The sequence below is a fragment of the Selenomonas sp. oral taxon 137 str. F0430 genome (assembly GCF_000183625.1).
Lineage (GTDB): Bacteria > Bacillota > Negativicutes > Selenomonadales > Selenomonadaceae > Centipeda > Centipeda artemidis.
Genome location: NZ_AENV01000015.1, coordinates 1 through 18,023 on the forward strand (window position 1 = coordinate 1; position 18,023 = coordinate 18,023).

Below are 18,023 nucleotides of genomic sequence, written 5' to 3' on the forward strand. Positions count from 1 at the left end.
AAGAAATCTTCGGTCCCATGTTTGAAGCCATGCTCAACGGCGAGATGGAAAACCATCTCGGTTACATGAGCAACGAGCGCAGCGAAAAGGATACAGCAAATCGCCGCAACGGATATACCCCCAAAGTCCTCAAAACCTCAGCAGGCGAGGTTCCCATCAGCGTCCCAAGAGACCGTGACGGCTCTTTTACACCGCAAATCGTTCCCAAAAGACAGACGGACGTTTCGTCCATTGAAGGAAAAGTCCTCGCGATGTATGCCAGAGGAATGAGTCAGCGAGACATCTCCTCCACCATCGATGACATCTATGGCTTTATGCTCAGTGCCGAGCAAATCTCGCATATTACAGACAGTGTGCTTGACGAGCTGCATGAATGGCAAAATCGACCGCTCAAGGCATTTTATCCATTTGTCTTCGTTGACTGTATCTATGTTTCAATGCGCGGTGACAAAGGCGTATCTGATCAAGCGGTATATGTGATCCTCGGATATGACCTAAAAGGCAAGAAAGACTTTCTAGGGCTATGGATGGGCGATACGGAAAGCAAACATCACTGGATGCAGGTATTTGACGAGATCAAAGCACGCGGCGTACAGGACATCGGCTTCATATCAATGGACGGAGTGAGCGGCCTGGAAGACGGCGCAAAGTCGATCTTTAAGAACGTGGTGGTACAGCGGTGCATTGTTCACCTGATACGCAATTCTCTTAAATACGTTCCGAGCAAGGATTACAAGGCATTTACGGCACAACTTAAAAAGATCTATGGGGCAGTTAGCCTTCGGGCTGCACAGAGCGAATTTGAGAAATTCTGTGAGACTTGGAGCAAGTATCCGGGCGCAATTCGCGTATGGAAGGACAACTTCCGGCATGTTGAGCAGCTTTACCAATATGGCAGTGATGTCCGTCGTGTCATGTACACAACAAATGCGATAGAGAGCGTCAATGCAAGTTTTCGCAAAGTAACGAAGCAGGGGGCATTTCAAAGCGAGACGGCTGTGTTCAAGGTGTTTTACTTACGGATCAAGGAGCTGTACAAGAAGTGGAAGGGACACTCCATTCAGAACTGGGCGATTGTGATGAATCAACTCTGTATTGATGAGCGGCTCGGACAGATGATCCGAAAATATTCTGCTCTATAAGAAACTTACACACTTTACTTGACATACCCGGCGAACCTGCATCTCGATGTTGTAGACCGTATGCGTGTCGTCCCGCACATAGACATCCAGACGGATACCTTTGCTCCTGTAACTCGGCTTCATCGGCTTTTCCGCTTCGAGGTAGCGGATGTCGCTGATCTCGACGTGCAGAATGCGCTCGAGCACCTTCCTGCAGATGCGTTTGCGGCTCATAATCAGCTTGAACATATAGTCGTCACAAATGGTCAGTTCTTCCCACGACTTCATCCGATAGGAGCTCATGCGATCACCTCTTTACGGTGTTTTCGCGTGCAAAACAAGTAAAAGAATATGCTGCCGTATCAAATCTAGCGGCTGATGATGACCCCGGATAAAAGAAACAGGCTGCACCGCATACTCTCTGCGCGATGCAGCCTATGGAAATTTTTAGGGGAATATCTAATTCAGATCCTTATTCGGATAGATGCTGAGTCCCTTGAGCGAGACGCCGACCGCAAGCCCCTTGGTCGTCACCTGATAGGCCCACATGTCCTTTGCAACGACGTCCGCGCCGTCGATCGCACCGCCGGAATACCCGTCCGTTGCGGATGCCGTCGCCTCGCCGCCAACCTTAAACTTGCCTGAGACGAAAGAATCCCATGCATGTTCCGATCCAAAGACAAAGATGAGATCATATTCCTTCACGCCAAGCCCGATGCCGAGCGCATACTCCTCCATCTTCATATAGACGCGTTCGCCCGTCACGTTGTTGACGGCGAGCCCGCGCCCGTGCGCGCTGCCAAACAGCCCGATCTTCGCCCCCGTTGAGCTGATCGTCGCATAGCCGTAACTGCCGGCGATAACGTCCTGCGCATTCGGGTTCACCTCGTAGAGGTTTGTAAGCGCCTTTGCGTGCAGGCGACCGATTTCCGCGCGCTGTTGATCTGCACTTTTCGCAAGTACCGTGGCGGACAGCGCAAGCATCAGCATCAGTGTAGCCGTGAGCAGGCGCAGCGTAATTTTTCCCATAGAGATCCCTCCTTCACTGAAATTACCCGCATCTTACCATGCCGCATCGGATGTAATCAAGGAAAGTTCTCTTAAAACGGAAGAAAACCGTTAGTGGAGCATGAGGCTGAGCAGCGCGATCTCGATGATCGCGGCGATACCGAGGACGAGCGTGCCCATCGTCTGTACGCGATAGCCCTGATCCGGCGTCATGCCGCTGAACTCGGAGACCACCCAGAAATACGAGTCGTTCGCGTGTGACACAGTCATCGCGCCTGCACCGATCGCCATACAGACAAGCGTGATTTCAATCGGCGTATGATAGCCGAGCACGGGAAGCAGCGGTCCCACAATTCCTGCCGTCGTGATGAGCGAGACCGTCGAGGAGCCCTGTGCCGTCTTGAGCACCGCTGCGAGCAGGAACGGGAAGAAAATCCCCATGCTCGAGAACACATCGGCGTGCTGCGAGATATAATGCACCATGTCCGACGTCGCGATCACCTTTCCAAGGACGCCGCCCGCAGCCGTGATGAAAAGGATGGGGCCGACCGTCATCAGACTGTCATTGCAGATTTTGTAAAACTCATGCATCCGCTCCGCCGCCGCGAGCTGGATGGTCGCAAAGCCCATGCCGACCGCAAGCGCGATGATCGGCGTACCGAGGAAGCGCACAATATCCGCGCCAAGCCCCTTGCCGCCAGCCATCGCTACAATTGAAGAGAACGCCATGAGCAGAATGGGAACAACAATCGGAGCGAGCGTATTGAATGCAGAGGGGAGTTTGCCGTACGAATCGATCAGGTCATTGTAGACCTTTGCGACATCCTCAGGATCCACTTCATCCTTTGACTGTACCTTCGTCCCAATCCAGCGTGCGAAGAAATAGCCCGCGATGAGCGGGAAAATTGAGCAGAGCATGCCGAGCCCGATAACCTGCAGGAGGTAATCGCCGATGCCGAGCGTGCTCGCGGCCGCGATAGGTCCCGGCGTCGGCGGGATAAAGACATGCGAGATAAAGAGACCCGCACTCAGCGCGAACGTCATCGAGACTGCGGAGACCGCCGTACGGCGGATGAGCGCTTTGCGGATCGGATCGAGGATAACGAAGCCGGAGTCACAAAACACCGGGATCGAGACCACCCAGCCCATGAGCTGCACCGCGATGACCGGATTGTCCTTACCGACGAGGCGGATCACCATATCCGCGAGTTTCAGCGCGGCGCCCGTCTTTTCGAGTACCGTCCCGATCATCGCTCCGAGGATGATGACGATGCCGATGCTCGTGAACGTCCCGGAGAACCCCTGCCCGATGACGGTCGCAAGACCGTGCTGCACCGCGCCGCCCTCGAGTTTATGATCGACGAGCGGAATGCCCGCAGCGAGACCCAGCCCGAGCGAAACCAGCATGATCGAGATGAACGGGTGTATGCGCAGCTTCGAAATCATGACGATCATGATGACAATCGCCACGACAAAGGCAATGATGAGCGGCAAACCGGTCATGTTAATACCCCCTATATTTAATTCCGAAAATACATCTACATATATTTTAATCCCGTTCAAAAATTTTGGCAAGTAAAAAAGTAACCGGCGGGCAACAATTAGTGCGCGGGGAGAAATTCGAGATGCAGCCGCATCCCCATCCCTGCAGCAAGCCGTTGGAGCGTACGCAGCGACGGATTCGCATTTCCGTTTTCCAGTTTGCTGATATCGCTCTGCGCGATCCCTGATTTTTCCGCAAGCTCCTTTTGCGTGAGCCCCGCTGCCGCCCGTGCATCAATCATCGCCTCGATGATCGCACGCTCCGGCTGCAGCGACTCCCATTCCGCGCGAAATTCGGGATCGCGCATCTGTTCTGCAAGAAAATCCTTATGTGTTTTCATATTAGACATCTCCCCTCCTCCAGTACACTTTTCATAATATAGGATAAATCCCATATTGTCAAATGACGCAACTAAAAACAGCGGCTAGAAAAAGGGCTGTAACAAAATGTGTTTTTAACACTTCCGTTACAGTCCTTTTCTTACTCGATACGCCGCCGTTTATCGTTACAGGACGCGTGCCTATCGTCATGAGCAAAGGAACTGCCCCTGACACACATCTAATTTACGATACCGCAAGAGCACATTTCACGCCGTAATCCCGAGAATCTTGTCGAGTTTCTCGCGGTCGTAGCTGAGCGCATACTCCTTGCCGTCCGCCGTCGTGACGGGGACGATCGTGTCTCCCGAGATGCGGCGGCATTCCTCGAGCGCAGCCGCATCGTGCTCAATGTTGTGCTCCTCGTACGCGATGCCGCGGTATTTCAGATAACGCTTGACCTTCTCGCACCACGGGCAGACCGTGATCGAATACACCTTCACCATACGGACGCCCTCCTCAGATCCCCAGCAGCTTATCGATTGCCGGCTGGTCAAACCCGCGCACATATTGACCGCTGTCAGCCTTGATCACCGGGCATGAACCGTCGCCCGTGAGCTTCAGCAGATCGTCATACGCCCCCGGATCCTTTTCGATGTCACGTACCTCGTACGCAACGCCCTTTGCATCGAGATACTTCTTCGCCTTAGCACACCAAGGGCAGGCGTCGAACGAAAAAACCTGAACCATGGAAAAACCTCCTCTATATCGTAATCGAACTTACTGCAACGTTTATTTCAGCGATGCAAGATATTTCTCCGCATGGAGCGCCGCCGTCGTCCCGTCGGATGCCGCCGTCGTCAGCTGATGAATCTCCTTCTCGCGAATATCGCCCGCGACAAATACCCCCGGGATCTCCGTCCGGCAGTTCTCGTCCGCCGCGATATAGCCGCTCTCCGTCAGCGCAATCTGCCCCTTGAAAAGATCCGTATTCGGCAGCACGCCGATGTTGACGAAGATCGCGTCTGCGGGCAGCGTCTCCGTCTTGCCCGTGTCCTTGTGCAGCAGCTCGATCGCCGTCAGACGATCCTCGCCCACGAGATGCTTAATCTCCGTCTCGAGCATCACCGTCACCTTTGGATTCGCATAGAGTGCATCCTGCGACGCCTTGTCCGCGCGCAGCTGCGAGCGGTGGATGAGATAGAGATGCTTTGCATACTTCGTCAGGAAATTCGCCGCGTCGACCGCCGCGTTGCCGCCGCCCATGACCGTGATAATCTTGTCCTGATACGTATGCCCGTCGCACAGCTCACAGTAATGCACGCCTCGGTTGAAATAATGCGGCTCCTGCGGCAGCGGCAGTTTGCGCCGGTTCATCCCCGACGCGATGATGATCGCGGGCGTCTCGTAGATGCGCGTCTCCGTCTCCACAATCTTTGGCGTACTCTTGAGATCGACACGCTCGATGCGGTCGAACTCATCGATCTCCGCGCCAAAATTCTTCGCCTGCTTCTCGAGCGTCCCGATCAGCTCCATCCCGCTGATGCGTTCAAATCCCGGGAAGTTCTCGATATCCGACGCCGTTGCGATCTGTCCGCCGACAAGCGAGTTCTCCAGCACCAACGTCCGCAGATTCATCCGCCCCGCGTAGAGCGCCGCCGTCAGCCCCGCCATGCCCGCGCCGATGATGATAATATCCTTCTCTATATGCTGCTTTGCCATCATGTCATCTCCTTTTGACTTTTTGATTATTATAACATACCTGTCAAGCTGTTTGTGTGACTTCATGCACAAAAATAGCCCACACTCCACTGTGGACTATCTTTGCTGTGTATTATATTTTAGGAGAGCTTTAACGAAAGCCTGTATATAATATAGCACCTATGAGAATGAAAATCAAGATAGTTTTCGATAAAATTTACAACTTTTTTCATCAACCGACATAGTGCTCGACTTAGTGCTTCACATAGTGCTCTACATGGTGCTTGGTGTGATACATCTATATGAACAGCCTTGCCATCAAGTTGGACTGCCCCCTAGATAGCGGACAAGCAAGAAAATCCCTCCTGTTGTAGAATAAAACCACAGCAGGAGGGATTTGTCATGTGCAGCAAACGGTATCTGAGATGCTCTCAGTATATACGAGTGCTGCGCAACACCTTCATCGCATGAAAACGCTGCAATTAGAAGTTGTACGTCAAGCGCATCCCCGCATAGTTCCCGAGGGTGAATTTCTCACCGCCGTAGAGGGTATCGCGCGAACCGATGCCCTTTGCATCGAAGGTGTAGAACGCCTCGACGAGGAGGTTCTCGACCGGCACATAGCCGGCACCAACGGAGAAGCTGCGGATGCCGTCAAGGTAACGGTCGGGGAGATACCCTGTGCCGTTGCCGCCGAAGAAGGAGCCGTGCTCGAAGTGCTTGTAATCTGCAAACACATTCCAGCTCCCCTTGACCGCCATATCGCTCTTGCCGATGTCAAAGCGCAGCGTCCAGAAATGCGGCGTGCCGCCCATGGCGTGCCCTCTGATGTTGAACTGATCCGATCCCGACGGATGCTCGTAGATCGTATGCCCGTTCATATGGCGGCCGAATGCCGTGCGGTTTTGACCGTAGTCAACCGACATAGAGGCATTCTTGCCCATCTTCCACTTCGCACCGATGCCAATGACACGCGCGAGCCGGGTATAGTCATAGACATCGTTGCGCTTGCCGTTCGCATGTTCCGCATGGTAATTTTCACTTCCCGTCGAGCCGAGATACCACAGAGAGATCCCGACATTCGGCGTAAGCGCATGTTTTGCCTGGAGGAAGATCGCCTTGTTGATGGGCGGGATACGGTCGGCTTCGAGAACGGTGCCCTCAACTTTGATGACAAGTCCCGTATATTTCCCGAGAGCGTCACGCGGCATCAGACTGCCGTACTCTGTCGACTGTACACGCTGACCGACTGCCGTGAAATACTGTTCTACTGCTCTGGAGAGGTTATTAGAGGTGATAGGATTCGAAAATTCGTCTTCAAAGTTGTTGTAGTGCAAAGCGTTGTAAATATCATCATCCGAGTCTGTAATTTGAACATTGGTAGCGCCTGGATGCTTATCCAGCTGAACGATTTTCTTCAACACTTCATAGAGACGAGCCTTGTTTCCTGCCCACCACTGCTTTAACGCAGCGGAACCATCTCCATCCAAGGCGTTTGGATAGTCTGCCATCGACATATAGAGTGTTGTTAAATCCTCCTTATGGCTTCCTATCCATGCATTATAATCGAAGTTCCAAAGAGAATCGGTCTGTTCCACACCATGTTCATCCGTGTATTTATAGTTAAACATCATCGGCGGATCCATCTGTAAATATGAATCACTGGTTTGTATACCGCCGGCTTTCAGGAAATCTTTGCCGTATGCCCCCACAGCGATATCATACATACGCTTCACGATAGCTCTCTTCTCTTCGATTGTGGTAGCCGCTTCAAGCTGCTGATAGAAATTCATCTTATCATTTGCCTCAGGAACAGGCGCAGGCGTCGTGAACGTCGTATATAGATCCGATATGTTCAGCCCCACAAATTCAGCCATCGTCGGTGGACGATAGAATACGCGATGCGTTGCATGGGTATATGCTGAATCAGAGATCCCCGTACTGTGCTTGAAATTGCCGTAGCCAAGCTGTATCTGTGTGTGCGCATTCGTCCAAGATGCGCGGATACCGTCGTACTCCTTGCCGAAGTAGTATCCCGTGACACCAAGCCGCTCATTCAGGCGTCCCATCGAGATATCGAGATTCCGATTGTGATAGGTGACGTCGAAATTGCTGATGCGCAGGTGGTTCAACGCCTTTGACTTCGGTATATCCGTCCGTGTATCTACGCCGTCCTTCCCCGAGGCCGTAGCAAGTACGGAGATGTTCAGATTGTCATTCGCACGCACGTCAAATCCGAAGCGCAGACGCTGCGAGAAGCCGTGTTCCTTGCGGTCGAGCATATTCTTCTCCGCTGACCCGACGAAGCTGTCTTCCGTCATCTTGATCTGTGGACGATCCGCGCCGCCGTGGGTATCCCACTCGAGCTGATAATCGCCGATGAGCTTGATGCCGCGCAGCTTCTCCCGGTCAAAGGGACGTGCAAAGAACATATCGGGTGAGCCCTTCGCAAAGGTATTGCTCGTCTGTGCGAAGAAGTCCTTCTCGTACGCCGCATCCTGCGCGGCACGTGCCGCCTTCTCTTCCTCGGTGAGCGGCGCTTTTGACTGCGTATTGCTGTCGGGGCCGAACTTCAGGTTGGCGCCCAGACGGTAGACGCGCGCCTGGGTTGCGCGGTTATCGTCTCGATGGTTGAAGAGATTGTCCACACCGAGATAGACCATCGCATCCTCGCCGAATTTCTTCTGCAGCATGAGGTTCCAAATGCCGAACGTCTTGGTTTGGTAGCGCTGCGCGCCTGCCCTTGCGTACTGATTTGCGAAGATATAGCCGCCCTGGAGGTCGCTGTCCATCTTCATATAGTTCGCATTGCCCGTAACCGAGTTGCTGTCGAGCATATGAATGTAGTAGTCGCCCCAAAGGGAGGCACGGAACCCGCCGCGCACGTTCTCATAGTCGATGCCGATGTCGAGCTTGTGCTGCGGTTTGTCGAGCAGGCGCTTCGGCATGTTCGGATCGCTCTTGTTGATCGCATGGAGGAACGTATAGCCGACCTTCGTCGACCAATGCTTGTCGAGTTTATTCTTGACCTCGAGCTCGAGCCCTGTGATCTGTGCCTTCCCGATATTCTTAAAGCTGTAGAGCATATCGGGCGGGTACCCGAGTTTCTCAGCCCCCGTGATATTCGGGTGGAAATCGATGTTGTACCCCGTGTAATAGGTCGTCATGTAGTTGCGGATCGTATTGTGAAAGAGATTTGCCCGCATCGTCATGTTCTTCGTCTCGGCTTCGTAGCCGATATCGAAGTTCACAGATTTCTCCGGTTTCAGATTCGGATTACCGGTCCAGTACCAGCCGAGACGTGCACGATCCTGATCGACGGGGCTGCCGCCGTACATCTCCCAGTTGTAGTAGAGCTCACCCATGCCCGGCTCTGAGTAACCGGTTCCAATATTTGCCTTAAATCGCCGGTGCGGATTGCCTCCGAGGTTGTGCGTGATGCCGAAGTTCGCCGTGATATTCGTGCCGAACAGGCTGCTGTGATCCATGCGCAGGATCGGCGTAAAGATCGTATCATTGTTCAGCATCCAGGTATCGCCAACAACCAAATGATACTTATTGATGGTTGCCTCTCCCATAAGCAGCTGGTTTGCTAACGACTGCTGGACTTCGGCAAATTTTTTCCCGTTCAGTGTATAATTATAATTATTTGGATCATAGTAATACACGAGCCCGTGCCAGTCATAGACACCACTGCCCTGCATGAGGTGTCCGGCGTTTTCTTGACGTATTTTAGAATTGAACTCATTGTATCGTGCGCGAGCCTCGGGGGGCATATTGTTCAATATTTGAGTGAAGCTCGTTTCGGTACCATTGTTAGAATACCGCAGGTAATCTTCCTGTGTAAACGACGGTTTATAGGAGTTAGGATCACTTTTGTTATAGTTATAAAGCTCATAATCCACATCCCAACGCAGCCCTCGTTCCGGATCGGGCGTAAGTTTATGCGCTTGAATAAAGGACGCTATTGTACCTTTTTTCAGCCCAAATGCCGGGGCATCTCTTTGTACCACCATTAAACTCTTATCATAGTCCCATGGGTCGATCTTTTTGAGATAGGTATTTGGCGCACTCTTGAGACGGCTGCCCGAGCCTGTCTCATGGGCATAGCCGAAGTTATACATGAGCAGATGTTTGTCATTTAACTGCGTGTTGAATGTGGCATCGAAATTCATCTGCGCGTGGTCGATGTTGTCGACGTAGTTCAGCATGTTCTTGCCCGTATAGGCCGATCTGCCGTAGTTGCTGGTCAGTGTGAGATCGTCCTCGAGCATACGGGCATGATTGAACTCGATCTTCCAATCGGTATCCTTGTTGCGCCCTTCCCATCCGATGTTGTAGTTGTTGCGTCCCGACTTGCGGCTGTAGTGCTGCTGTGGTTCCATGATGGAGTCCGTGCGCTTGACATAGCGATTGAGATCTTCATTGTAGCGCTCCATGCGGAAACTGAACGAGTTGTTTGCATCCGCCTTGTAGCTGCCGATGAGACCGATATTCGTCGCCTCGCCGTAGTAGCGCAGGCTGTTGTCCTCGAAGTCTGTGACGTAACTTGCAAGCCCTGTCTTAACACGTGCCTCAGAGCCGTAAACGGGCATGATGTCGCGCTTGTTCCCATAGACGCCGAATTGTGCCTTGCCGATGGTTCCCGTATCGGCACGCAGGAATACATTCTGATAGGGGAACAGGCCGTCGGTATCGGCGGTGCGGCGTCCCTCGACGTTGAACTTGATAACCGGTTCCTTTCCCGCCTGTTTTGTGATGACATTGACGACACCGCCGATGGCATCCGAGCCGTACTTCGCACTCGCAGCGCCCTGGATGATCTCAATGCGCTCGACGTTCTCCGTGCCGAGGCGCATGACCTCGTCCGCTGCGCCGTAATATTTGGCAAAGTCACCCATAACGGGCTGACCGTCAACGAGGATGAGTGTATGACGCGGCTCTGCACCTCGGATCGAGACGCCGACGCGCCCCATGGCGTCGACGGTGCGGGAGACGCCCGTCTCGCTGAAGATGATTTCCTCAACGGACTTCGCCTGTTTCTTCTCGATGTCCTCCTTGGTGATGATGGTCTTCTGTTGGGATTCATACTTTGCCTCTTCCTGTGCGGCGTCCGCCTCCACGCGAACGTCTGCCGTAGTGACATTAGTATTCCCCCCGGATGCAGCTTCGCTTGCCCATGCGGTATAGGCGGGCAGGGCAAGCCACGTCGTTATGGCATAGGAGAGTAGACGCACGGATCGCCGACTCTGTTTTCTGAGCATATACTTTTCCTCCATGATAACTAAGAACTATGTTCCGCCCGTTCCGGAACCTCCTCGTTCCTCATATGACTGAATATTATATGAGTGATCTAAATGAAAATAATAATTGCATTCGTAAATGTAGAGGATATTATAATGGCGAATCAGATTCATTACAAGTGTTTTAGGCAACATTTTTTGAATTTTCTTCTCTAATGAAATAATTGAGCTTATATTCATAGATAAAATTTATTCGACCTATTAAATATTAAGTAGGTATAAGCATTAAGGTTATAAATAATTAAGTATACGAAGTCTACCATGAGAGCAGGATGCCAAACAAAAAGCCCCTGCACGCAGAATACGTACAGGGGGCTCTCATTGCCGTGATATTGTTGGGATTGCGTTATAGGATCTCGAGGAGGTCGCCGACCATGATGCGAGGGAAGCGTTCGCCCGTGAGGAGCACGTCGCCGGGTTGGAGTTCTTCGCCGTCATCGTTTTCTGCGAAGCGAAGGGTAACGTGTCCATGTTCCCTGAGATTTTTATTCGCATCGGAGCCGAGACGCGCAACGCTGTATTCGCGCTCCGCGATGAGGATGGTGTCGCCGGGCACAACGTCCGCCGTGAGGTTGCCCTTGGTATGCGTGAGTACCATATTCTCATAGGCAAGCGGGACGCCCTTGTCAAAGATGATGAGGCTGCCGCGTGTCCGGAGGAGCTGCAGGGCGAAGTCTCCAATGGCGGTGAATGTGACGCTGTATTTCACGATGATCACGATCCTTTCCTGTGATGCTCTACATTGAAGGAAGCATTATCGCATCCTCTTTTGTATATGGTTTGATATCGATCACGCTGCTGCCGTCGAGGGCATCGAGGTGCCGGACGCGGAGGATGTCCCCGTCGCATTCGACAAGCTCCACGATACAGAGGGAGAGCGGATTGGGGCGTCCCGGGGAACGCGTTGCAAATACGCCGTGGATCTCGCGCGCGGCGGGCGGCAGTGTCTTTAGGATGTCGCGTTTCACCAGATGCGCCCAATAGAGGACGATGAGATGCGTGTGTTTTTCGATGCGAAAGAGCCCGTCTGCGAATGCGGGATGAATCTCGATCTCGGAGACGGTACTGCCGAAATATCCCTGCCGCGGGATGTCTTTGAGTTCTTTGTAGTCGTTGTGAACGATTCCGATTTCTTGCAGCTCCATACGTTCTCCTTTCCACAATATCAAATCCTGCTTATGTGATGCGCGCATAAGACGATTCCTGCACGAGCTCCGGCGCCGGGCGTGCGTTCTCGATCGGAAATGCAGCATAGAATCTACGTTAAACTCTTTACCCGCTCCCCCTCGGGCGTCTCTGTGAGACGCAGCATGAGGAGCGGGTACAGCGCCTCAACGGGGAGCGTGCCGCCCGAAAGCACACCGAGCTCAGCTGCGCGGACGCCCACCTCATAGCGCGTGATATCCGCGCCGTCGTAGACGCACTGCGTTGTCAGCACAACGGTGCGGCCGCAGTCGTGGGCATGGGCGAGTGCGGGGAGCAGACTTTGCTCGTTGATGAGCGGCACACCGCCGCTGCCGAATCCCTCGATGATGAGTCCGCGGTAACCCGCATTGACGTATACGTGCACAATATCCGGAGGGATACCGGGGTAGAGTTTGATAACGGCGACACGTTCATCGAGTACATCGCGCAGGCGAAACGGCGCTGCAGGAGCGGCCTGTACATCTGCCGTATCCCCATCAATGGAAATTTCCGGAGCGCCGATGCTGCGGAAGGCATCATCACGGACGGTGTAGAGCTTCTTTGCAGCATTGCCGCGGATGACGCGCCCGCCAAAGGCGAGCACGACGCCGGGGCGGCCTGACAGGGCGACGCGATGCGCCAAACGAAGATTGTCCTCCGCATCGGAGCCGGATGCGCCGAGCGGACGCTGCGATCCCGTGAGGACGACGGGACGATCAAGGTTCTCGAGCATATAGTAGAGGGCGGCGGAGGTATACGCCATCGTGTCCGTACCGTGGGTGACGATGAATCCGTCGTAGTCGGTACGCAGATCGTCGATCTCGCGTGCAAACTCCTCCCAATACGCAGGTATGATATTGCAAGAGTCGAGGGAGAGATAGTCACGTATTTCGATCTCATCCCACTCCGCGCCCATCGCTGTGCGCAGTTCTTCCCCCATGAGGACGGGGCGCAATCCGTGTTCTCCGCAGCGTGACGCGATCGTTCCGCCCGTTGTAATGAGGAGGATTTTAGGCATGGGGCACTCCTTTCTTTTCCCGTCTGCGCGCGTTAAAATCGATCCACATGTGCCGGAGCGTCGTAAGCGGGTGGTGCAGGAGCATGCGCGGGCCGCTGTAGCGCATGACGTCGCGCACCTGCGCGCGCATGTCCTTGCTGTAACAGTGCACGGGGCAGACGGAACAAAAGGACTTGATATCCATGCGCGGACACCCTTCGACACGGCTCAGCGCATAGTCAAGCAGCCGGCGGCAGTCGGGGCAGAGCGCTGTGATTCCGTACGCCGCAGATGTCCGCCCCGCATGCCCCTTGCCGCGGCAATAGATGGCGATCATCTGCTCCATGATGCGGGCTTCGTGGACGCGTTTTTCTTCAGTGTTCATCGGCGTGATCTTTCCTGTGGGTTCGTTAGGACTTTGCCTTGCGCGCTTCCTGTGCGCGGCGGAATTTCTCGAGGAGATCCATTTTATGCTCCATTTTCTGCACAAATGTGCGCGCCGCGGCAAGATCGTCGGCATCGGGATGGTTCGCTGCGCGTACCCAGCGCTCCTGCGCCTCGGGACTGTTGTGCGAGTCGTCCTTTGCGCCGCGCTTGCGCTTTTCGATGAGGGCGGGGGCGAGTTTGCCCTGTGCGGAGAATGTGCCGAGGATTTCACAGCCCGCGCCGAGGAGATAGCCCGCGCGCGCAAAGGAGGTGACGGCGTGCTCGGAGCCGACATCCGCGCCGTGCGTCTGAAAGAGGGCGACGCGCGCATTTTCGACGCGCGGGAGATACGCCTTCATGAGATCGTCGGGTCCGCCGCGCCGCAGCCAGTAGCCGAGCGCTACCGCCTCGTACGCAGAGAGATCGGCCGGGGCATCCTGCACGCGGAAGAGATCGGCGCCCGCCTCCTCCGCCATCGCGGCGGCGACCGCCTTTGTATTGCCCGTGACGGACGAATAGATCACAGCCCATTTCCTCATATTTATATGCTCCTTTACGAATGATGTTCCTACTATTACAGCACATTTCCTCTGCCCATGCAAGCGCAATCATCACACATAGGTTGAAATTTCATCCGCGGCATTGTAAAATCAGAGAAAAAGGAGGCGATTGGAATGGCTGTCGTTATTGAGCTCACCGGTGAGGAGGAACGTCTCGCCGAAAGCTATGCAAAGGTGCACGGGACGTCCGTGGAAGAGGCGATGAAGCGGAATTTCTTCGAGCTGATCGAGGACGAATATGATGCCGCCGTCGCGGATGCGGCGTATCGGGATTATCTTGCAAATCCAAAGACCTATTCGCATGAGGAAGTTTGGAACACGCTTTTGGGGGACGAATGAAATACCAATTCATATACTCGGTGCGTGCGCTGAAAGAACTCGAAAAACTGGATCTCTATACGAAGCGTATGATCAAATCATGGATCGAGAAAAATCTCATTGATTGTGAAGATCCCCGCATACACGGTAAGGCGCTCACGGCAAACCGAAAGGGAGAGTGGCGCTATCGAATCGGCGACTATCGTTTGATCTGTCTTATCAAGGATAATGAGCTGGTCGTTTTGGCAGTGAATGTCGGTCACAGAAAAAATGTTTACACATGACAACGCTTTATTAAGATTGCTACGCAACGGGATACACCGATGTGCGACAGTCTTTTTTTATCCCCGCATTCTCATTTTAATTATTTTGTTTTGAACTATTGAAAAGTGAACTCGATTCAAGTATTATTGAGATAGTCATTTTATTGAGTTTTATTATCAATATGGGGATCTTTATTGAACGAAGGAGGTTTACTATGCTGCAAAGCAAGAGTTGGGACGGTTTTGAAGGGGGCGTCTGGCAGGAAGAAGTCAACGTGCGTGACTTCATCCAGCGCAACTACACGCAGTATGACGGTGACGAGCGCTTCCTCTCACCGCCGACGGATGCGACCAACCGCCTGTGGGGACGTGTACAGGAGCTTCAAAAAGAGGAACGCGCGAAGGGCGGCGTCCTCGACATGGAGACGGAGGTCGTCTCGGGGCTGACGGCATACGGCCCCGGATACATCGATCCCGCGCTGAAGGATCTCGAAAGGGTCGTCGGTCTCCAGACGGATAAGCCTCTCAAACAGGCGTTCATGCCGTACGGCGGCATCCGCATGGCGGAGGAAGCACTCGAGAACTACGGCTACAAGGTCAGTCCAAAGCTCCACGAAATCTTTACAAAATATCACAAGACCCACAACGAAGCGGTCTTTGACGCCTATACGGACGAGATTCGCGCGGCGCGCCGCAGTCACATCATCACGGGACTGCCCGACACCTATGGGCGCGGGCGCATCGTCGGCGACTACCGCCGCGTCGCGCTCTACGGCATCGACACACTCATCGCGTTTAAGAAGGAAGAACTCCTCAACTATGGCGACGGTGTGATGACGAACGACGTCATCCAGCAGCGCGAGGAGCTGTCCGAGCAGATCAAGGCGCTGAAGGGCATGAAAGAGATGGCCGAGATTTACGGCTACGACATCTCGCAGCCCGCGCGGAATGCCCACGAGGCGGTGCAGTGGCTCTACTTCGGCTATCTCGCGGCGATCAAGACGCAGAACGGCGCGGCGATGAGCGTCGGGCGCATCTCGACGTTCCTCGACATCTACATCCACCGCGACCTCGAAAACGGCACCCTCACCGAGTCGGAGGCACAGGAGCTCATCGACCACATCGTGTTGAAATTCCGCATGGTGAAATTCGCGCGCATCACCTCCTACAACGAGCTGTTCTCGGGCGATCCGATCTGGGCGACGCTTGAGATGGCGGGTATCGGCATGGACGGGCGTCATATGGTGACGAAGAACGACTTCCGCTTCCTCCATACGCTCGAGAACATGGGTCCCTCCCCAGAGCCGAACCTCACCGTGCTCTACTCGTCGCGTCTGCCGGAGACGTTCAAGCGCTACGCGGCGCGCATCTCCATCCGCACGAGCTCGATCCAGTACGAGAACGACGACGTGATGAAGCCGGAGTGGGGGGACGATTACTCGATTTGCTGCTGCGTCTCGGCGACACAGACGGGCAAGGAGATGCAGTTCTTCGGCGCGCGCGCGAACCTCGCAAAATGTCTCCTCTACGCCATCAACGGCGGCGTGGACGAAAAGAGCGGCGTGCAGGTAGGGCCCGCGTACCGTCCGATCCGTACGGAGTACCTTGAGTACGACAATGTCATTAAGAAGTACGAGCGCATGATGGACTGGCTCGCCCACGTCTATGTCAACGCGCTGAACGCCATCCAGTACATGCACGACCGCTACTACTACGAGGCGGCGGAGATGGCGCTCATCGATACGGACGTCCGCCGCACGTTTGCAACAGGCATTGCGGGCTTCTCGCACGTCGTCGATTCACTCTCGGCGATTAAATACGCGAAGGTGAAACCCATTTATAACGGCGACGGTATTGTCGTAGACTATGAGACGACGGGCGATTTCCCGCGCTACGGCAACGATGACGACCGTGCGGACGAGATTGCAAAATGGGTGCTGAAGACCTTCCTCGCGAAGATCAAGTCGCGCCACACCTACCGCAACTCCGAAGCGACGACCTCCATCCTCACGATCACGTCGAACGTGGTTTACGGGAAATACACGGGCGCGATGCCGGACGGGCGCAAGGCTTGGACGCCGCTCGCACCGGGCGCGAACCCGAGCTACGGCGCAGAGTGCTGCGGTCTGCTCGCGTCGCTCAACTCCGTCGCGAAGCTCCCATATCACTGGGCGCTCGACGGCATTTCCAACACGCAGAGCATGAACCCCTCGGCGCTCGGGCACAGCGAGGACGAGCGCGTGACGAACCTCGTCAGCTCGATGGACGGCTATTTCGACCAGGGGGCGCATCACCTCAACGTCAACGTCTTTGGACGCGAAATCCTCGAGGACATCATGGAGCATCCGGACAATCCCGCGTACGCGAACTTCACCATCCGCGTTTCGGGCTACGCGGTCAAGTTCATCAGCCTGACGCGCGAACAGCAGCTGGACGTCATCTCCCGCACGTTCCATGACCGGCTGTAAGGGGCGGATCAACGCAACGGAGAGTTTCGGCTCGGTTGACGGCCCCGGCATCCGCTTCATCGTCTTTGTGCAGGGCTGCCGCTATCGCTGTCAATACTGCCACAACCCGGAGACATGGGAGGCGGAGGGCGGCTACGAGGCGACGCCGGAGGAAATCTTTCGACAGGCGCTGCGATACCGCCCCTATTGGAAAAATACGGGCGGCATCACCGTCAGCGGCGGAGAGCCGCTGCTCCAGCTCGACTTTGTAACGGAGCTCTTTCGCCTCGCGAAGGGAAAGGGCGTGAACACCGCCATTGATACAGCGGGCGAGCCGTTCACGCACGCACAGCCGTTTTTCGGGCAATTTGAACGGCTCCTGCCGCTGACCGACCTCTTCCTCCTCGACCTCAAGCACATCGATCCCACGCGTCACAAGCAGCTCACGGGAACGGACAATCTGAGTGCTCTCGCGCTGGCGCTGTTCCTCTCCGAACGCGGCAAGCCGATGTGGATTCGCCACGTCCTTGTCCCCGGCTATACGACGGATGAGGACGATCTGCGGCGGCTCGCGGCGTTCATCCGCAGTCTCGCGACCGTCGAGCGCGTCGAGGTGCTCCCCTATCACGCGATGGCCGTGCATAAATATGAGGAGCTGCGCATCCCGTATCGGCTCGACGGCGTCGAATCACCCGACGCCGCGACAATCGCGCGCGCGGAGGAGATCCTCGGCGTCGCGGACTATACGGGCTATATGAAACAATAAAAAAGAGAGTGTTGACGATACGATATTTCTGCGTCAACACTCTCTTTTTACATGCAGCGACAGCGCTA

Annotated in this window: 17 protein-coding genes and 1 pseudogene; 5 read left to right on the forward strand and 13 right to left on the reverse strand. The window is 54.6% G+C overall.

What is annotated here, in order from left to right; genetic code table 11:
* On the forward strand, positions 1-1,142 hold a 1,142-nt coding region (locus HMPREF9162_RS10260), incomplete at its 5' end, for an IS256 family transposase (protein ID WP_009439329.1).
* Positions 1,143-1,169: 27 nt separating this feature from the next.
* Here HMPREF9162_RS10260 and HMPREF9162_RS10265 read toward each other — a convergent pair.
* The 13 genes and pseudogenes from HMPREF9162_RS10265 to HMPREF9162_RS10325 form a co-directional block, all read right to left on the reverse strand.
* Positions 1,170-1,409 (reverse strand): annotated as a pseudogene (locus HMPREF9162_RS10265) (PD-(D/E)XK nuclease family transposase); the annotation flags it as partial.
* Between the two features lie 171 nt (positions 1,410-1,580).
* Complete coding sequence (locus HMPREF9162_RS10270) at positions 1,581-2,150, reverse strand: YSC84-related protein (RefSeq protein WP_009439487.1); 570 nt, start codon at positions 2,148-2,150, stop codon at positions 1,581-1,583.
* 90 nt (positions 2,151-2,240) lie between these two features.
* Positions 2,241-3,632: a GntP family permease gene (locus HMPREF9162_RS10275; RefSeq protein WP_009350267.1), complete on the reverse strand. Its 1,392-nt coding sequence runs from the start codon at positions 3,630-3,632 to the stop codon at positions 2,241-2,243.
* Positions 3,633-3,730: 98 nt separating this feature from the next.
* A complete protein-coding gene (locus tag HMPREF9162_RS10280; RefSeq protein ID WP_037350621.1) occupies positions 3,731-4,012 on the reverse strand; it encodes a helix-turn-helix domain-containing protein in 282 nt (93 codons plus the stop codon).
* A gap of 246 nt (positions 4,013-4,258) precedes the next feature.
* Positions 4,259-4,495: a glutaredoxin domain-containing protein gene (locus HMPREF9162_RS10285; RefSeq protein ID WP_009350269.1), complete on the reverse strand. Its 237-nt coding sequence runs from the start codon at positions 4,493-4,495 to the stop codon at positions 4,259-4,261.
* 13 nt (positions 4,496-4,508) lie between these two features.
* Entirely contained in the window at positions 4,509-4,739 is a 231-nt protein-coding gene (locus HMPREF9162_RS10290) for a glutaredoxin domain-containing protein (protein ID WP_009439355.1), read from the reverse strand.
* 42 nt (positions 4,740-4,781) lie between these two features.
* A complete protein-coding gene (locus HMPREF9162_RS10295; protein WP_037350623.1) occupies positions 4,782-5,711 on the reverse strand; it encodes an NAD(P)/FAD-dependent oxidoreductase in 930 nt (309 codons plus the stop codon).
* Positions 5,712-6,172: 461 nt separating this feature from the next.
* Positions 6,173-10,954, reverse strand: a complete 4,782-nt coding sequence (locus tag HMPREF9162_RS10300; protein ID WP_009439430.1) for a TonB-dependent siderophore receptor — start codon at positions 10,952-10,954, stop codon at positions 6,173-6,175.
* Positions 10,955-11,339: 385 nt separating this feature from the next.
* A complete protein-coding gene (locus HMPREF9162_RS10305) occupies positions 11,340-11,711 on the reverse strand; it encodes a PTS glucitol/sorbitol transporter subunit IIA (protein WP_009350276.1) in 372 nt (123 codons plus the stop codon).
* A gap of 19 nt (positions 11,712-11,730) precedes the next feature.
* Positions 11,731-12,138: a tRNA (N6-threonylcarbamoyladenosine(37)-N6)-methyltransferase TrmO gene (gene tsaA / locus HMPREF9162_RS10310; RefSeq protein WP_009439457.1), complete on the reverse strand. Its 408-nt coding sequence runs from the start codon at positions 12,136-12,138 to the stop codon at positions 11,731-11,733.
* A 113-nt stretch (positions 12,139-12,251) separates the two neighbouring features.
* Positions 12,252-13,196: an asparaginase gene (locus HMPREF9162_RS10315; RefSeq protein WP_009439541.1), complete on the reverse strand. Its 945-nt coding sequence runs from the start codon at positions 13,194-13,196 to the stop codon at positions 12,252-12,254.
* Entirely contained in the window at positions 13,189-13,560 is a 372-nt protein-coding gene (locus tag HMPREF9162_RS10320; RefSeq protein ID WP_009350279.1) for a nitrous oxide-stimulated promoter family protein, read from the reverse strand. Before HMPREF9162_RS10320 ends, HMPREF9162_RS10315 begins: the two co-directional genes overlap by 8 nt.
* A gap of 25 nt (positions 13,561-13,585) precedes the next feature.
* Positions 13,586-14,140 (reverse strand): flavodoxin family protein, encoded by a 555-nt coding sequence (locus tag HMPREF9162_RS10325; protein WP_009439289.1) that lies wholly within the window; start codon positions 14,138-14,140, stop codon positions 13,586-13,588.
* Between the two features lie 135 nt (positions 14,141-14,275).
* On the opposite strand from HMPREF9162_RS10325, the gene relB reads away from it, so the two are divergent.
* The 4 genes from relB to pflA all read left to right on the forward strand — a co-directional run bounded on the left by relB (position 14,276) and on the right by pflA (position 17,955).
* Positions 14,276-14,500: a type II toxin-antitoxin system RelB family antitoxin gene (gene relB, locus HMPREF9162_RS10330; RefSeq protein WP_009439401.1), complete on the forward strand. Its 225-nt coding sequence runs from the start codon at positions 14,276-14,278 to the stop codon at positions 14,498-14,500.
* Positions 14,497-14,763: a type II toxin-antitoxin system RelE/ParE family toxin gene (locus tag HMPREF9162_RS10335; RefSeq protein ID WP_009439474.1), complete on the forward strand. Its 267-nt coding sequence runs from the start codon at positions 14,497-14,499 to the stop codon at positions 14,761-14,763. The genes relB and HMPREF9162_RS10335 overlap by 4 nt, the downstream gene beginning before the upstream one ends.
* Positions 14,764-14,957: 194 nt before the next feature.
* Positions 14,958-17,210, forward strand: a complete 2,253-nt coding sequence (pflB, locus tag HMPREF9162_RS10340) for a formate C-acetyltransferase (protein WP_009439527.1) — start codon at positions 14,958-14,960, stop codon at positions 17,208-17,210.
* Positions 17,197-17,955 (forward strand): pyruvate formate-lyase-activating protein, encoded by a 759-nt coding sequence (gene pflA / locus HMPREF9162_RS10345; protein ID WP_009439281.1) that lies wholly within the window; start codon positions 17,197-17,199, stop codon positions 17,953-17,955. The genes pflB and pflA overlap by 14 nt, the downstream gene beginning before the upstream one ends.
* The last annotated feature ends 68 nt before the right edge of the window (positions 17,956-18,023 follow it).

Excerpts from the sequence above, each read along its gene's own strand:
- HMPREF9162_RS10270 (WP_009439487.1), bottom strand. The coding sequence starts at position 2,150 with ATGGGAAAAATTACGCTGCGCCTGCTCACGGCTACACTGATGCTGATG.
- HMPREF9162_RS10275 (WP_009350267.1), bottom strand. The coding sequence starts at position 3,632 with ATGACCGGTTTGCCGCTCATCATTGCCTTTGTCGTGGCGATTGTCATC.
- HMPREF9162_RS10280 (WP_037350621.1), bottom strand. The coding sequence starts at position 4,012 with ATGAAAACACATAAGGATTTTCTTGCAGAACAGATGCGCGATCCCGAA.
- HMPREF9162_RS10285 (WP_009350269.1), bottom strand. The coding sequence starts at position 4,495 with ATGGTGAAGGTGTATTCGATCACGGTCTGCCCGTGGTGCGAGAAGGTC.
- HMPREF9162_RS10290 (WP_009439355.1), bottom strand. The coding sequence starts at position 4,739 with ATGGTTCAGGTTTTTTCGTTCGACGCCTGCCCTTGGTGTGCTAAGGCG.
- HMPREF9162_RS10295 (WP_037350623.1), bottom strand. The coding sequence starts at position 5,711 with ATGGCAAAGCAGCATATAGAGAAGGATATTATCATCATCGGCGCGGGC.
- HMPREF9162_RS10300 (WP_009439430.1), bottom strand. The coding sequence starts at position 10,954 with ATGCTCAGAAAACAGAGTCGGCGATCCGTGCGTCTACTCTCCTATGCC.
- tsaA (WP_009439457.1), bottom strand. The coding sequence starts at position 12,138 with ATGGAGCTGCAAGAAATCGGAATCGTTCACAACGACTACAAAGAACTC.
- HMPREF9162_RS10315 (WP_009439541.1), bottom strand. The coding sequence starts at position 13,196 with ATGCCTAAAATCCTCCTCATTACAACGGGCGGAACGATCGCGTCACGC.
- HMPREF9162_RS10320 (WP_009350279.1), bottom strand. The coding sequence starts at position 13,560 with ATGAACACTGAAGAAAAACGCGTCCACGAAGCCCGCATCATGGAGCAG.
- HMPREF9162_RS10325 (WP_009439289.1), bottom strand. The coding sequence starts at position 14,140 with ATGAGGAAATGGGCTGTGATCTATTCGTCCGTCACGGGCAATACAAAG.
- relB (WP_009439401.1), top strand. The coding sequence starts at position 14,276 with ATGGCTGTCGTTATTGAGCTCACCGGTGAGGAGGAACGTCTCGCCGAA.
- HMPREF9162_RS10335 (WP_009439474.1), top strand. The coding sequence starts at position 14,497 with ATGAAATACCAATTCATATACTCGGTGCGTGCGCTGAAAGAACTCGAA.
- pflB (WP_009439527.1), top strand. The coding sequence starts at position 14,958 with ATGCTGCAAAGCAAGAGTTGGGACGGTTTTGAAGGGGGCGTCTGGCAG.
- pflA (WP_009439281.1), top strand. The coding sequence starts at position 17,197 with ATGACCGGCTGTAAGGGGCGGATCAACGCAACGGAGAGTTTCGGCTCG.